Genomic DNA, 15,280 nt, shown 5'->3' on the forward strand with positions numbered 1-15,280 from the left:
ACATCCGAGCAGGGGGAGGAGCACCGATGACCGAGCGCACGCCCGACGACGCCGCCGCCCGGCACACCCCCGTGCTCCTGCAGCGCTGCCTCGATCTGCTCGCCCCGGCGCTCGAGCGCGAGGGTGCCGTCATGGTCGACTCGACGCTCGGCATGGGCGGTCACACGGAGGGCGTCCTGCGGGCGTTCCCGCACGTGCGCGTGGTCGGCATCGACCGGGACACGCAGGCGCTCGAGCTGGCGGGACGACGGCTCGCGCCGTTCGGTGACCGGTTCACGGGCGTGCACGCCGTGTACGACGAGATCCTCGACGTGCTGGACGGGCTCGGCATCCCGAGCGTCCAGGGCGTCCTGATGGACCTCGGCGTCTCGTCGCTGCAGCTCGACGAGCGCGAGCGCGGCTTCTCGTACTCCGCGGACGCGCCGCTGGACATGCGGATGGACTCGACGACCGGTCAGACCGCGGCCGACGTCCTCAACACCTACGACGAGCGCGACCTGGCACGGATCCTGCGCGTGTACGGGGAGGAGCGGTTCGCGCCCCGGATCGCCCGCGCCATCGTGGCGCAGCGGGCCAAGCGCCCGCTGGAGCGGACCGGCGAGCTGGTGAGCATCGTCCGCGCGAACATCCCGGCCGCTACGCGCAAGACCGGCGGCAACCCGGCCAAGCGCACGTTCCAGGCCCTGCGCATCGAGGTGAACGGCGAGATCGAGGTGCTCGAGCGGGCCCTCCCGCAGTCGATCGAGGCGCTCGCGGTCGGCGGGCGCATCGTCGTCGAGTCGTACCACTCGCTCGAGGACCGCGCGGTCAAGCGCGCGCTCGCGGTCGGCGCGACGTCCAGCGCACCACCCGATCTCCCGGTCGAACCCGAGACGCACGCGCCGTTCCTGCGGCTGGTGACCCGAGGGGCCGAGGAGGCAGACGAGGCCGAGCTCGCGCACAACCCGCGTTCGCAGTCCGTCCGGTTGCGCGCCGCAGAGCGCATCCGTCCCACGCCCGACCACCTGTTGCCACGTCAGACCGGAAGGAGGGCAGCATGAGCGCCCAGACCGCTGCCCGAGCCACCGCCTACCCGGCACCGGCGCGCCCGCGCCCGGCCGCCGCGCCCGCACCGCGGCTCCGCGTCGTGCGTGCACCGCAGCACGCACGCACGAGGATCCCGTTCATCCTGGCGTGCATGTCGGTGCTGGCCGGAGCGCTCCTGTCAGCGCTGCTGCTGAACACATCGATGGCGGCCAGCGCGTACGCCCGGTACGACCTGTCGAACGAGCTGGGCCGGCTCAACCAGGACGCGCAGGACCTCACGGCGCAGCTGGACGCGAAGGCGTCGCCCACCGAGCTCGCGGCAGCCGCGACCCGGCTCGGGATGGTGCCCACCAACGGGACGGGATGGCTGCGTCTCGCGGACGGCAGCGTGCAGGGCGCGCCCGAGGCCGCGGGAACCGGGGGATGACGACTCCGGCCGCTCGCCCGCGTGCCCGCTCGGCGGCGCCCGTCCGGCCGGCAGCGGGGAACCGTGCCGTCGGGGCGACCGCGCCGCGCCAGCGCTCCGCGGCCGGACCGCGCACCGCCGTCGCCCCCGGCGCGCCCGGCACGCGCGGCGGACCACCAGCCGGACCGGTGCAGCCGGGGTCGCGCCGTCGGATGGCCTTCCTGACCGCGATGGTGGTGCTGGCGCTCGCCGTCTTCGGTGGGCGCCTGGTCTACGTCCAGGGGCTGCGCGGAGCGGCCATCGCGGAGGACGCGCGCAACTCGCGTCTCACGTCCGTGACGCTGCTGGGCAGCCGCGGCGAGATCACGGACGCGTCCGGCATGCCGCTCGCCACGTCGGTGGAGCGCTACGACATTTCCGTCAACCAGCGGCTCGTCGCCAAGTTCAAGGGCACGGCGAACCCGCCCCTCCCGGCCGGCGCGGCGGGCGTCGCCGCGACGCTCGCACCGCTGCTGGACATGAACGCGGCGGAGCTCGGAGGGCTGCTGGTCGGTGACCGGTCGTTCGTGTACATCCGCAAGGGCGTGCTGCCCGCGGTCGCGCGCGAGATCCGCAAGCTCGGGCTCAACGGCGTCAACGTCGACCGGGTCGCCGAGCGCGTCTACCCGAACGGCACCCTGGCCGGCAACGTCGTCGGGTTCGTCAACTCCAACGGGATCGGGCTCGCCGGCCTCGAGGCGTCGCTCGACGACCGGCTCCGCGGGACCCCGGGCAGCGAGACGTACGAGCGCGGCCGCAAGGGCCAGGTGATCCCCGGGGGCTACTCCGAGGACGACCCGGCGCGGCCCGGCGACTCGGTGCAGCTCACGCTGCTGTCCGACGTGCAGTGGAAGGCGCAGTCCGCGCTCGACGCGCAGGTAGCGGCCACGGGGTCGTCGTCCGGCTCGCTGATCGTCATGGACACCAGGACGGGGGAGGTCTACGCCCTCGCCGACTCGGGCTCGGTCGACCCGAACAAGCCCGGGGAGGCGTCGGGCTCCCTGTCGAGCGCCGTCTCCGACGTCTTCGAGCCCGGCTCGACCGGCAAGGTCATCACGATGGCCGCGATCCTCGACAACAAGATCGCCGACCCGCTGACGCCGTGGGAGGTGCCGTACACGTACTCGCCCGACGGGAAGGAGACGTTCAAGGACTCGCACGAGCACGGTCTGCTGCGCCTGACCACGACCGGTGTCCTGGCCGAGTCCTCCAACACCGGCACCGTGATGATCGGGCAGCACCTGCCGGTGCAGACCCGGTACGACTACCTGCAGAAGTTCGGTTTCGGCAGCAGGACCGGCATCGAGATGTCGGGGGAGTCGAAGGGCATCCTGCACCCGGTCGACGACTGGCAGCGGCGGGACAAGTACGCGGTCCTGTTCGGCCAGGCCGTGTCGGTGACCGCCCTGCAGGCCACGCAGGTGTTCGCGACCATCGCCAACGGCGGCGTCCGGGTCCAGCCGCACATCGTCAAGGGCTGGACCTCGCCCGAGGGCGTCTACACCCCCGCGCCTGCCGCCGCCTCGACGCAGGTGGTGTCCCCGGAGACCGCCGAGACCGTGCTCACCATGATGCAGAGCGTGGTCGACGACGGCACCGGCTCCCACGCCGCGATCCCCGGCTACCAGGTGGCCGGCAAGACCGGCACGGCGCAGAACTGGGTCGGCGGGGTGCAGGGCATCACGGCGTCGTTCATCGGCGTCGCGCCGGCCGACGACCCGCGGATCGCCGTGGCCGTGATCCTGCACAACCCGAAGAGCTCGGAGTTCGGCGGCGTGGTCGCCGCACCCGTGTTCAGCGACGTGGCCGGCTACACGCTCAGCGAGCTCGGCGTGGCCCCGTCGGGCACGTCGGGGACGCTGTTCCCGACGACGTGGTGACCGGCCCGGACCTGCCGTCCGGACGCCCGGTCCGGGGTAGATTCTCCCCATGACGACCCCCGCCCGGATGCGCCCGACGCGTCCCGCGGCCCATCGGGTCGCCGACCTCGTCCGGACGTTCCACCTGGTCACCCACGGTGCGCCGGTGCCGTCCGACGCCGTGCTCACCGGTGTGAGCCTCGCCAGCAACGACGTGTCGCCCGGTGACGTGTTCGTCGCCGTGACCGGTCTCACGGTGCACGGGGCCTCCTACGCCGAGCAGGCGGTCGACGCGGGTGCTGTGGCGGTCCTCACGGACGAGGCCGGGCTCGCGCTGCTGGAGTCGTCGGGACTCGCTGCGCGCGTCCCGGTGCTCGTCGGTGCGGCCCCCCGCGCGCTCGCCGGACCGGTGGCCGCCTGGGCGCACGACGCCCCGGGCGAGCGGCTGGTCACCGTCGGGGTCACCGGCACCAACGGCAAGACCACCACCACCTACTTCCTGGACGCAGCCCTGCGGGCCGCGCACACGACCACGGCCGTGCTCGGCACCGTCGAGCTCCGCATCGGCGAGGACGCCGTCGAGAGCCCGCGCACGACCGTGGAGGCGCCCGCGCTGCAGGCGATCCTCGCGCTGGCCGTCGAGCGGGGCGCGACCGCGCTCGCCATGGAGGTCTCGTCGCACGCGCTCGCCCTCGGCCGGGTGGGCGGGCTCACCTTCGACGTCGTCGGGTTCACCAACCTGCAGCGCGACCACCTCGACTTCCACGGCGACATGGAGGGCTACTTCCGCGACAAGTCGCGGCTCTTCGCCTCCGGCCAGGCCCGCCGTGGCGTGGTCGTGGTGGACGACGAGTGGGGTCGTCGGCTCGTCGCCGAGTCGCCGATACCCGTGGAGTCCGTCGCCACGCACGTCGGCGCCCCCGAGGCCGCGGACGCCGACTGGGCGGTCGTCGCGGCCGACATCGGTCTCGACGGCGTCGGGTCGACGTTCACGCTGCGCGGCCCCGACGGCACGCTGCACACCGCTGCGAGCCCGCTGCCGGGCAAGGTCAACGTCTCCAACGCGGCGCTGGCGATCGTCCTGGCGCACGCCGCCGGGGTCGACCTGGACACCGCGATCGGTGCCGTGGCCACCGCGCACGAGATCCCGGGCCGGATGGAGCGCGTCATCGAGCGAGGCGAGGGCTTCCCCCTGGCCATCGTCGACTACGCCCACACGCCTGACGCCCTCGTCCTGGCGCTGGACGCGGTCCGCCCGATCACACCGGGCCGGCTCGTCATCGTGTTCGGCTCGGACGGCGACCGGGACCAGGGCAAGCGCCCCCTCATGGGCGAGATCGCCGCGCGGCTCGCGGACGTGATCGTCGTCACCGACGAGAACCCCCGTTCCGAGGAGCCGGCGGCCATCCGGTCCGCCATCCTCGAGGGGGTCCGGTCGGTGCGACCGGACCTGGTCGACGTGCACGAGGCCTCGAGCCGGGCGCAGGCCATCCGAGACGCCCTCGCCCTCGCCCACGAGCAGGACACCGTGATCATCACGGGCAAGGGTCACGAGCCCACTCAGGAGATCGCAGGCGTGTTCCACCGGTACAACGACCGCGACGTGCTGCTCGCAGCGCGCGTCGAGCGACAGGGGCAGCAGGCGTGATCGCGCTCACGGCGGCCGAGATCGCGGCCGCGACGGGTGGCGTGCTGCGTGGCGCCGCGGCGACGGACCCGGCGCTCGTCGTCAGCGGACCCGTCGTGGTGGACTCCCGCGAGGAGGTCACCGGCGGGCTGTTCGTGGCCCTGCCCGGAGAGCACGTGGACGGCCACGACTACGCGGCCGCCGCCGTCGCCGGTGGGGCCGCTCTGGTCCTCGCTGCGCGCGACGTCGTCGCACCGGACGGGGCCGTGGTGCCGAGCGTCGTGGTGACGGACGTCGAGCGGGCGCTCGGCGACCTGGCCCGGGCGGTGCTGGAGCGGCTCCGCGAGGCGGCGCTCGAGCCGGGCGGCAGCGGGCTGAAGGTCGTCGGCATCACCGGCTCGGTCGGCAAGACGACGACGAAGGACCTGCTGGCGCAGCTGTGCGGCAGCGTCGGCCCGACGGTCGCGCCCGTACGGTCGTTCAACAACGAGATCGGCCTGCCGCTGACGGTCCTGCGCGCCGACGAGTGGACGCGGTTCCTCGTCCTCGAGATGGGTGCGAGCGGCCCCGGCCACCTCACCTACCTGACCGACATCGCTCCCCCCGACGTCGCCGTCGTGCTCATCGTCGGCCACGCGCACCTGGGCGGCTTCGGCGGCGGCATCGACGCCGTGGCGGTCGCCAAGTCCGAGATCGTGCGGGGCCTGCTGCCGGACGGGGTCGCCGTGCTGAACGCCGACGACCCGCGGGTGTCCGCGATGGCCGCGCTGGCGCCCGGAGACGTCGTCACCTTCGGCGCCGCCCCGCAGTCCACGGTCGGCGTCCGGGACGTCCGGCTGGACCGGGCCGGGCGCGCGACGTTCACGCTCGTGCACCGCGGGGACACGGAGCGCACCGTGCAGGTCACGCTGCGCCTGGTCGGCGAGCACCACGTGCACAACGCGCTCGCCGCCGCGGCCGCCGCCCTGGCGGTCGGGCTGGACCTGGACCAGGTGGCGGCCGGGCTCGCCGCCGCGGACGCGCTCAGCCCGCACCGCATGCACGTGGTCGACCGCCCCGACGGTGTCACGATCATCGACGACTCCTACAACGCCAACCCGGACTCCATGCGCGCCGCGCTCAAGGCCCTCGCGGTGCTGGCGGGCCGGGACCGGCGCTCGATCGCGGTGCTCGGCGAGATGCTCGAGCTGGGCTCCGGCGCGCGGGAGGCGCACGACGCCATCGGCCGTCTCTGCGTCCGGCTCAACATCGGCCTCACCATCGCGGTCGGGGACGGGGCGCGCGCGATCCGCGACGGCGCCAACCACGAGGGCTCGTGGGGCGACGAGGTCGTCCTGGCCGACGACCTCGACGTGGCGACGGCGTTCCTCGAGAGCGAGCTGCGACCGGGTGACGTGGTGCTGGTGAAGTCGTCGTACGGTGCCGGGCTGTGGCGTCTCGGTGACGTGCTCACCGAAGGGGCGACCGCGTGATCGCCGTCCTGATCTCCGGTGGGCTCGCGATGCTCATCGCGCTGCTCGGCACGCCGCTGTTCATCCGCTTCCTCGTGCACAAGCAGTACGGCCAGTTCATCCGGCAGGACGGTCCGACGGCGCACTTCACCAAGCGCGGCACGCCGACCATGGGCGGCGTCGTCATCATCGGCGCCACGCTGCTCGGCTGGGTCGGCGGGCTGATCGCCACAGGCACGCCGCCGAGCGCCTCGGCGGTGCTCGTGCTGTTCCTCATGACCGGCCTGGGCGTGGTCGGCTTCCTGGACGACTTCATCAAGATCTCGCGGCAGCGCAGCCTCGGCCTGTCCGCCCGCTGGAAGATCGTCGGACAGGGGGTCGTCGGCGTCACCTTCGCGGTGGCCGCCCTGCAGTTCCCCAACGACAAGTTCCGGACGCCGGCGTCGACGAGGATCTCGTTCATCCGGGACACCAACCTGGACCTCGCGTTCTGGGGCACGACGCTCGGCATCATCTTGTTCGTCATCTGGGCCAACTTCCTCATCACCGCGTGGTCCAACGCCGTGAACCTCACCGACGGGCTCGACGGCCTGGCCACGGGCGTCTCGCTCATCGTCTTCGGTGCCTACGTCATCGTCGGCGTGTGGCAGTTCAACCAGAGCTGCCAGTTCCTGGCGAGCGCCGGTCCGCGCTGCTACGAGACCCGTGACCCGCTGGACCTCGCGGTGGTCGCGGCCGCCATCACGGGCGCGTGCTTCGGCTTCCTGTGGTGGAACGCCAGCCCGGCGAAGATCTTCATGGGAGACACCGGCTCGCTGGCCCTCGGCGGCGCGCTGGCCGGCCTGTCCATCCTGTCGCGGACCGAGATCCTCGCCGCGATCATCGGCGGGCTGTTCGTGCTCGTCGTGCTCTCGGACGTGATCCAGATCGGCTTCTTCAAGATGACCGGTAAGCGGGTCTTCAAGATGGCACCGCTGCATCATCATTTCGAGCTGTCGGGCTGGGGCGAGGTCACGATCGTCATCCGGTTCTGGATCATCGCCGGCCTGTTCGTCGCGCTCGGCGTCGGGATCTTCTACGCCGAGTGGGTGGCCGGGTAGGTGGCCGGGCTCGTGCTGGAAGGCGCCCTCGTGGTGGTCGCCGGGCTCGGGGTCTCCGGTCGCGCCGCGGCCGAGGTCCTCGCCGCCCAGGGGGCACGGGTCGTCCCGGTCGACGACCACGCCGACGACGTCATCGACTCCGCGACGCTGCTCGAGGGGACCGTGCTGGACCGCGCGGACCTCGTGGTCGCCTCGCCGGGGCTGCCGCCGCACCATCCGCTGCTCGCGGCGGCCGCCGACCGCGGCGTGCCCGTGTGGAGCGAGGTCGAGCTCGCCTGGCACGTCCGGGTCGACCGGGCCGAGGGCGGCGGGCCCGCCCCGTGGCTCGCGGTGACGGGGACCAACGGCAAGACGACGACGGTGGGCATGCTGGAGTCGATCCTCCGGGCGGCGGGGGAGAACGCGCTGGCCGTGGGCAACGTCGGGACGCCGCTGGTGCTCGCTGCCGTGGACCCGACGCTGGACGTCCTCGCGGTCGAGCTGTCCAGCTTCCAGCTGCACTACACGTCGTCGATGTCGGCGCAGGCGGCCGCGGTGCTGAACGTGGCGCCGGACCACCTCGACTGGCACGGGTCGCTCGACGCGTACGCGGCCGACAAGGGCCGGATCTTCGAGCGCGCGCAGGTGGCCTGCGTGTACAACCTGGCCGACCCCGGCACCGAGCACCTGGTCCGGGAGGCGGACGTCGTCGACGGGTGCGTGGCGGTCGGGTTCACGGTGGGGACGCCGCTGGTGGGCCAGGTCGGTCTGGTCGAGGACGTCCTGGTGGACCGGGGCTTCACCCGGCAGCGCTACACCCACGCGGCCGAGCTGGGGACGCTGGACGACCTCCAGCAGCTCGCCGGCCCGGACGGCACGGTGCCGCCGCACGTCGTCGCGAACGCGCTCGCCGCGGCCGCCCTGGCGCTCGCGCACGGGGTCTCCCCGGCGGACGTCCGCGAGGGCCTGCGCGCGTACGGACCCGGCGCGCACCGGCTCGCCACCGTGGCTGTCGTCGACCACGTCGGGTACGTGGACGACTCCAAGGCGACCAACGCGCATGCTGCCGCGGCTGCCCTCGGGGCGTTCCCGGCGGGCAGCGTCGTGTGGATCGCGGGCGGCCTGGCCAAGGGCGCGCAGTTCGACGAGCTCGTCGCCGCGCGGCGTGACCGGCTGCGCGCGGTGGTGCTGATCGGCGTCGACCGGTCGCCGCTGCGCGAGGCGCTCGCCCGACACGCACCCGAGGTCCCCGTGGTCGAGGTCGACGCCGGTGAGACTGGCTCGGTGATGACCAACGCCGTGCTCGAGGCCCGTCGGCTCGCCGCCGGCGCGTCGGACGCCGAGCCCGTCACGGTGCTGCTCGCCCCCGCCTGCGCGTCGATGGACCAGTTCGCGTCGTACGCCGCACGGGGTGAGGAGTTCGCCGCCGCGGTGCGTGCGCTCGGCGAGGACGTGTGACGCGCCGGGAGGGGGAGCGATGACGGCCACGGACTCGCGCCCCGACGTGCGCGGCAGCGCGGCGCCCGGCACACCCGGCGGCTCGCTCCTGGGGCAGTGGAACAGTGCGGTGACCAGCTACTACGTCCTGGTCGGCGCCACGGCGCTGCTGCTGGTGATCGGTCTGGTCATGGTGCTGTCGAGCTCGAGCGTCGAGTCGCTCGACGACGGCGACTCGCCGTACGCGGTGTTCCTGGACCAGGCGAAGTACGCGCTGATCGGTCTGCCCGTCCTGTTCGGGCTGTCCCGGATGCCGGTGCGGTTCTTCCAGAAGGTCGCCTGGCCCGCCCTCGGGCTCGCGATCGTGTTCCAGCTCATGGTGTTCGTCCCCGGCCTCGGCTGCGGGACGGGCGGCAACCGCAACTGGGTGTGCCTGCCCGGCTTCTCGGCGCAGCCGTCGGAGACGATCAAGCTGGCCCTCGCGATCTGGCTCGGTGCGGTGCTGACCCGCAAGCTGACGCTGCTGCGCGAGTGGAAGCACGCCCTGATCCCCGCGGTCCCGGTCGCAGGCCTGGCGATCGCGGTCGTGCTCGCCGGTCGCGACCTGGGTACCGCGCTCGTCCTGATCATGCTCGTCGCCGGGGCGCTGTTCGTCGCCGGGGTGCCCATGCGGATGTTCGGCCTCGCCGGGATCATCGGCGGCGGTCTCGCGGGCCTGCTCACGGTCACGAGCGACAACCGGACCGACCGGATCAAGAGCTGGCTGTCGGACGAGTGCGACGCCGCCTCGTCCTGCTACCAGACGCTGCACGGCGGCTGGGGGCTTGCGAGCGGGGGCTGGGGCGGGCTGGGTCTGGGCGAGAGCCGCGAGAAGTGGTCGTACCTGCCCGCCGCGCACAACGACTTCATCTTCGCGATCCTCGGCGAGGAGCTCGGGCTGATCGGCACGCTGCTCGTCCTCGGCCTGTTCGGGCTGCTCGCCTTCGCCATGATCCGCGTCATCCGTCGCCACCGGGACCCGTTCGTCCAGATCACCACGGGCGCCATCCTGTGCTGGATCATCGGTCAGGCCCTCGTCAACATCGCGGTCGTCATCGGGCTCGCGCCGGTCATCGGCATCCCGCTGCCGTTGGTGTCCGCGGGCGGCTCGGCGCTCATCATGACCATGGCGGCCCTCGGGGTGCTGATCGCGTTCGCGCGTTCGGAGCCGGGCGCGGCCGAGGCGCTGGCCGCCCGGCCGGGCGTCGTCCGGCGCTCGCTCGCCGTCATCGGGCGGTCCCGTGGCTGACGCGTACCCGGTCCGCACCGCGCCCAGCGTGCTGCTCGCCGGCGGAGGCACGGCAGGCCACGTCAACCCGCTGCTCGCCGTCGCCGACGAGCTCGTCCGACGCCGTCCGGGCCTGCTCATCACGGTGCTCGGCACCACCGAGGGCCTCGAGTCCCGGCTGGTCCCGGAGCACGGCCTCCCGCTCGCCGTCGTCCCCCGGGTGCCGCTCCCGCGACGTCCCACACCGGACTGGTTCCGGCTGCCGTGGCGGCTGCGGGACGCCGTCCGCGCGGCCGGCACCGCGATCGACGAGTCCGGCGCGCAGGTCGTCGTCGGTTTCGGCGGCTACGTCGCGACGCCCGCGTACCTCGCCGCCCGGCGCCGGGGCATCCCCGTGGTCATCCACGAGCAGAACGCGCGTCCCGGGCTGGCCAACCGGCTGGGCGCGCGCTGGGCCCGCTCCGTCGCCGTGACCTTCCCGGGCACCGCGCTTCCCGGGGCGCAGGTCACGGGCCTGCCGCTGCGTGCACCGATCGCGCGGCTCGTCGAGCAGCGCCTCGCCGACCCGGTGGGAACCCGAGCGGCCGCCGCTGCCGAGCTCGGGCTGGACCCGGACCTCCCGACGCTCCTGGTCTCGGGCGGCTCCCTCGGCGCGGTCAGCATCAACCGCGCCGTCGCCGGTGCGGCCACCGAGCTGCTGGCCGCGGGCGTCCAGGTGCTGCACCTGACGGGTGCGGGCAAGGCCGACGCGGTCCGCGCCGCGCTGGCCGGCGTGCCCGGCGCCGAGCGCTACCACGTCCGGGAGTACCTGACCGAGATGCAGCTGGCGCTGGCCGTCGCCGACGTGGTGGTCGGCCGCTCGGGGGCCGGCACCGTGTGCGAGCAGGCCGCCCTCGGCATCCCCGCCGTCTACGTACCTCTGCCGGTCGGCAACGGCGAGCAGCGGCTCAACGCGGCGGCCGTGGTCGCCGCCGGCGGGGGGCTCCTGGTCGACGACGCCGACCTCGATCCCGCCTGGATCCGCGCCCACCTGCCCGTCCTGCTGGTGGGGGAGGCGGCCACGGAGACGCGCGAGCGCATGGGACGCGCCGCCGCGGCCGTGGGCGTCCGCGACGCCGCCGGACGGGTCGCCCGGATGGTCGAGGAGGAGCTGCCGTGACGGAGGTCCTGCGCCCGGCAGACCTCGGCCGGGTCCACCTCATCGGCGTCGGCGGCGCGGGCATGTCGGCGATCGCGGCCCTGCTCGCCGCCCGGGGTGTGCCGGTGAGCGGCTCCGACGCCGCGGACGGTCCGGCCCTGCCCGCCCTGCGGGAGGCCGGCGTCTCGGTGCACGTGGGCCACGACGCCTCGCTGGTCGAGGACGTGGACACCGTGGTGGTCTCGTCGGCCGTGCGGGAGTCCAACCCCGAGCTCGCCCGCGCCCGCGCCCGCGGGCTGCGGGTGCTGCACCGCTCGGAGGCGCTCGCCTCGCTGATGGTCGACCGGGACGCGGTGGCCGTGGCGGGCGCGCACGGCAAGACGACGACCTCGGCGATGATCGCGACCGTGCTGCTGCACGCCGGCGCCGACCCGTCGTTCGCGATCGGGGGCACGGTGTTCTCCGCCGACGGCCCCCTCGGCGGCGGGCGCGACGGAGCAGGTCCGGCGTTCGTCGCGGAGGCCGACGAGTCGGACGGCTCCTTCCTTGCCTACGCGCCGCTGATCGCGGTCGTCACCAACGTCGAGCCCGACCACCTGGACCACTACGGCTCCGCGCAGGCGTTCGAGGACGTGTTCGTGGCGTTCACCGCACGGATCCGCGACGGGGGTGCCCTCGTCGTCTGCGCCGACGACGCCGGTGCCGCCCGCCTGGTGGAGCGGGTGCGCGACGCACTCGCGGAGCGGGGCGTGGAGGTCGTCACCTACGGCACCTCGCCGGATGCGGACGTGGTGGTACGGGACCTGCGCGCCGACGGTGACCGCTGGGCCTTCGAGCTTGCCTCCGGGGACCGGACCAGCACGGTCCGCCTGGCCTTCCCCGGCGTGCACAACGCGCTGAACGCCGCCGCGGCGTGGGCGACCGCGCGCCGCCTCGGGGTGCCCGACGCGGCCGACGGGCTCGGTGCGTTCCGGGGGACCGGCCGACGGTTCGAGCACCGCGGGACGGTGCACGGCATCCGGGTGGTCGACGACTACTCCCACCACCCGACCGAGGTCGCGGCTCTGCTGCGTGGTGCACGGTCGGTGGTCGGCGACGGTCGCCTCGTCGTGCTCTTCCAGCCCCACCTGTACTCGCGCACCCGCACGTTCGCGGCCGAGTTCGGCGCCGCGCTCGACCTCGCCGACGTGGTCGTGGTGACGGACGTCTACGGCGCCCGGGAGGATCCCGACCCCTCGGTGACCGGCGCCCTGATCGTCGACCGGGTCCCCACCCCGGGTCGGGCGACCTTCGTCCCCGACCGGTTCGACGCCGCCCGTGCCGCCGCCGCCGCGGCCCGTCCCGGTGACCTCGTGCTGACCGTGGGCGCGGGCGACGTGACGGCGCTGGCCGCGGTGGTGCTCGACGCGCTGTCCGACGACGGTCGACCGGGCACGTGAGCCCGTCCCGCCCGACCGGTCCGCGCAGCCCCGCGCCGGGCCGGCCCGCCGCACCGCGCCGGACCACGTCGTCGGCCGGCAAGCCCGCCGCACCCGCAGCCGCGGGCAAGCCGGCCCCGCCCGCCCCGGCGGGCAAGCAGCCCCGGCGCGACGCCCCCGCCAGCAGGGCCGACGCGAGCACACCGGTGCAGGAGCCCGCGCCCTTCGGTCGGGCCGTGACCACCTACAGCGCCGGCGGCGCCAGCCGGTACTCCGGGCCGGTGACGCCGCCAGTGGTCTCCACCAGCTCGGCCGAGCGCTTCGCCGAGCGGGCGCGGGCCCGCCGCAACCTCGCCCGGCGGCAGGTCCTCCTGGTCACGGGCTCGACGGTCCTCGCCGCGGCGCTGGGCTGGCTGCTGTTCTTCTCGCCCGTACTCGCGCTGGACCCCGCCCAGGTGCACGTCGAGGGCGCCGGCACGGTGGTGGCGGTCGACCAGGTGCTCGGGGTCGTCCAGGCGCACGCCACGACGCCGTTGCCGCGCCTGGACACGGTCGGCCTGCGGGACGACGTGCTCGAGGTCCCGGGGGTCAGGGAGGCGCGGGTCACGCGCGAGTGGCCCCACGGGCTCGCCGTCGTGCTGGTGGCGCGTGAACCGGTGGCCGCGGTTCCTGAGCAGGTGGGCGCGTCCACGCAGGGCCCCGAGGCGGGTCAGCCCGGTTTCGCACTGCTGGACATGGACGGCGTGCAGGTCGGCCGGGTGGATACGCCCCCGGAGGGCCTGCCCGTCGTGGACGTCCCGGTGGGTGACAAGCGGACGCTGGGCGCCGTGCTGAGCGTGCTGCAGCAGCTGCCGGCCGACCTTCTCGCGCAGGTGGGCGCTGTGTCCGCCCAGACGCAGGACACGGTGACCATGCGGCTGCGGGACGACGTGCAGGTGGACTGGGGGAGCGCGAGCGAGACCCCGCTGAAGGTCGCCGTCCTCGCGGCGCTGCGCGCGTCGTCCGCCGCCGCCGGGGCGACGGTCATCGACGTGTCCGCGCCGCGGCTGCCCATCACGCGGTGATCCGACGGGGCCTCGCGGACGAGTTTCACGCACAAGACCCGACACGCGCGGCGCGGTCGTTGATCGAGGTCGGACCTCCACCTAACGTCACGCACTGACAGCACACCTGACATAACTATAACCCTCAAGTAGAGGGTGAAGGTTTCACCCCGACGTCGCCCCCTCACCGGGACACGGACGGACCCCGCGGCCCCGCCGCGACCGGCACAGAACGAGAGGCACCCACCGTGGCAGCTCCGCAGAACTACCTGGCGGTCATCAAGGTCGTCGGCATCGGCGGCGGCGGCGTGAACGCCGTGAACCGCATGATCGAGGTCGGCCTCAAGGGTGTCGAGTTCATCGCCGTCAACACGGACGCGCAGGCCCTGCTCATGTCCGACGCCGACGTCAAGCTCGACGTCGGCCGCGAGCTGACCCGCGGCCTCGGTGCCGGGGCGGACCCCGAGGTGGGCAAGAAGGCCGCCGAGGACCACAAGGACGAGATCGAGGACGTGCTGCGCGGCGCAGACATGGTCTTCGTCACCGCGGGCGAGGGTGGTGGCACCGGGACGGGTGGCGCGCCGGTGGTCGCGCGGATCGCCCGCTCGCTCGGCGCGCTGACGATCGGTGTGGTCACGCGACCGTTCACGTTCGAGGGTCGCCGCCGCTCGGTCCAGGCCGACTCCGGGATCGAGGCACTGCGTGCCGAGGTCGACACGCTCATCGTCATCCCGAACGACCGCCTGCTGCAGATCTCCGACCGGTCCGTGTCGGTGCTCGACGCGTTCCACTCGGCCGACCAGGTGCTGCTCTCCGGTGTCCAGGGCATCACGGACCTCATCACGACGCCGGGCCTCATCAACCTCGACTTCGCCGACGTCAAGTCCGTCATGCAGGGCGCGGGCTCGGCGCTCATGGGCATCGGCTTCGCCCGGGGCGACGACCGCGCGGTCCAGGCCGCCGAGATGGCCATCTCCTCGCCGCTGCTGGAGGCCAGCATCGACGGTGCCCACGGTGTCCTGCTGTCCATCCAGGGCGGGTCCGACCTCGGCCTCTTCGAGATCAACGAGGCAGCGCGCCTGGTCCAGGAGGCGGCCCACCCCGAGGCCAACATCATCTTCGGTGCCGTCATCGACGACGCTCTCGGCGACGAGGTCCGGGTGACGGTCATCGCGGCCGGCTTCGACTCCGGCTCACCGACGGTCCGCCGCGACGCGCGTGCCCTCGGCCAGGTCAGCGGCAACTCGGCGCGCCAGGTCCCGCCGGCCCCGAGCGTCCCGGTCCCGCGCCCGGTCGTCGAGCCGGACGAGCAGCTGGTCCGCGTGGGCGCGTACGCGCAGAACCAGCAGGACGTGCCGGCGTTCCTGTCCACCCAGCCCGAGCCCACGCCCATCACGGGCGCGCTCGAGGTGCCCCGGATCTTCACCGAGGACGCCCCGCGGCGCGAGCGTGACCGCGACGAGCTGGACGTGCCCGACTTCCTCAAGTAG

At 73.8% G+C, this 15,280-nt stretch carries 12 protein-coding genes; all 12 read left to right on the plus strand.

What is annotated here, in order from left to right:
• Positions 1 to 26 precede the first annotated feature (26 nt).
• The 12 genes from rsmH (at position 27) to ftsZ (ending at position 15,280) form a co-directional block, all read left to right on the plus strand.
• Positions 27 to 1,040 carry a 16S rRNA (cytosine(1402)-N(4))-methyltransferase RsmH gene (gene rsmH, locus KG102_RS07060; RefSeq protein ID WP_208213819.1) on the plus strand — a complete coding sequence of 338 codons (1,014 nt, stop codon included), beginning with the start codon at positions 27 to 29 and terminating at the stop codon, positions 1,038 to 1,040.
• On the plus strand, positions 1,037 to 1,453 hold the full coding sequence (locus KG102_RS07065; protein WP_208213818.1) for a hypothetical protein: 417 nt from the start codon (positions 1,037 to 1,039) through the stop codon (positions 1,451 to 1,453). The genes rsmH and KG102_RS07065 overlap by 4 nt, the downstream gene beginning before the upstream one ends.
• Positions 1,450 to 3,351 (plus strand): peptidoglycan D,D-transpeptidase FtsI family protein, encoded by a 1,902-nt coding sequence (locus tag KG102_RS07070; RefSeq protein ID WP_208213817.1) that lies wholly within the window; start codon positions 1,450 to 1,452, stop codon positions 3,349 to 3,351. The genes KG102_RS07065 and KG102_RS07070 overlap by 4 nt, the downstream gene beginning before the upstream one ends.
• Before the next feature lie 49 nt (positions 3,352 to 3,400).
• A complete protein-coding gene (locus KG102_RS07075) occupies positions 3,401 to 4,978 on the plus strand; it encodes a UDP-N-acetylmuramoyl-L-alanyl-D-glutamate--2,6-diaminopimelate ligase (protein WP_208213816.1) in 1,578 nt (525 codons plus the stop codon).
• Positions 4,975 to 6,429, plus strand: a complete 1,455-nt coding sequence (locus KG102_RS07080; RefSeq protein ID WP_208213815.1) for a UDP-N-acetylmuramoyl-tripeptide--D-alanyl-D-alanine ligase — start codon at positions 4,975 to 4,977, stop codon at positions 6,427 to 6,429. Before KG102_RS07075 ends, KG102_RS07080 begins: the two co-directional genes overlap by 4 nt.
• The gene (mraY, locus tag KG102_RS07085; protein WP_208213814.1) at positions 6,426 to 7,508 is read left to right on the plus strand and encodes a phospho-N-acetylmuramoyl-pentapeptide-transferase; all 1,083 of its coding nucleotides are present in this window, start codon (positions 6,426 to 6,428) and stop codon (positions 7,506 to 7,508) included. The genes KG102_RS07080 and mraY overlap by 4 nt, the downstream gene beginning before the upstream one ends.
• A 12-nt stretch (positions 7,509 to 7,520) precedes the next feature.
• Positions 7,521 to 8,945, plus strand: coding sequence for a UDP-N-acetylmuramoyl-L-alanine--D-glutamate ligase (murD, locus tag KG102_RS07090; RefSeq protein ID WP_249667507.1), 1,425 nt, complete (start codon positions 7,521 to 7,523; stop codon positions 8,943 to 8,945).
• Positions 8,946 to 8,964: 19 nt separating this feature from the next.
• Positions 8,965 to 10,212 carry a putative lipid II flippase FtsW gene (gene ftsW / locus KG102_RS07095; RefSeq protein WP_208213812.1) on the plus strand — a complete coding sequence of 416 codons (1,248 nt, stop codon included), beginning with the start codon at positions 8,965 to 8,967 and terminating at the stop codon, positions 10,210 to 10,212.
• Entirely contained in the window at positions 10,205 to 11,350 is a 1,146-nt protein-coding gene (gene murG / locus KG102_RS07100; protein WP_208289135.1) for an undecaprenyldiphospho-muramoylpentapeptide beta-N-acetylglucosaminyltransferase, read from the plus strand. Before ftsW ends, murG begins: the two co-directional genes overlap by 8 nt.
• Positions 11,347 to 12,768 (plus strand): UDP-N-acetylmuramate--L-alanine ligase, encoded by a 1,422-nt coding sequence (gene murC / locus KG102_RS07105; RefSeq protein WP_208289134.1) that lies wholly within the window; start codon positions 11,347 to 11,349, stop codon positions 12,766 to 12,768. Before murG ends, murC begins: the two co-directional genes overlap by 4 nt.
• A complete protein-coding gene (locus tag KG102_RS07110; protein WP_249667508.1) occupies positions 12,765 to 13,811 on the plus strand; it encodes a cell division protein FtsQ/DivIB in 1,047 nt (348 codons plus the stop codon). The genes murC and KG102_RS07110 overlap by 4 nt, the downstream gene beginning before the upstream one ends.
• 227 nt (positions 13,812 to 14,038) lie before the next feature.
• The gene (gene ftsZ, locus KG102_RS07115; protein ID WP_208213809.1) at positions 14,039 to 15,280 is read left to right on the plus strand and encodes a cell division protein FtsZ; all 1,242 of its coding nucleotides are present in this window, start codon (positions 14,039 to 14,041) and stop codon (positions 15,278 to 15,280) included.

The sequence above is a fragment of the Cellulomonas fengjieae genome, from assembly GCF_018388465.1.
Classification (GTDB): domain Bacteria; phylum Actinomycetota; class Actinomycetes; order Actinomycetales; family Cellulomonadaceae; genus Cellulomonas; species Cellulomonas fengjieae.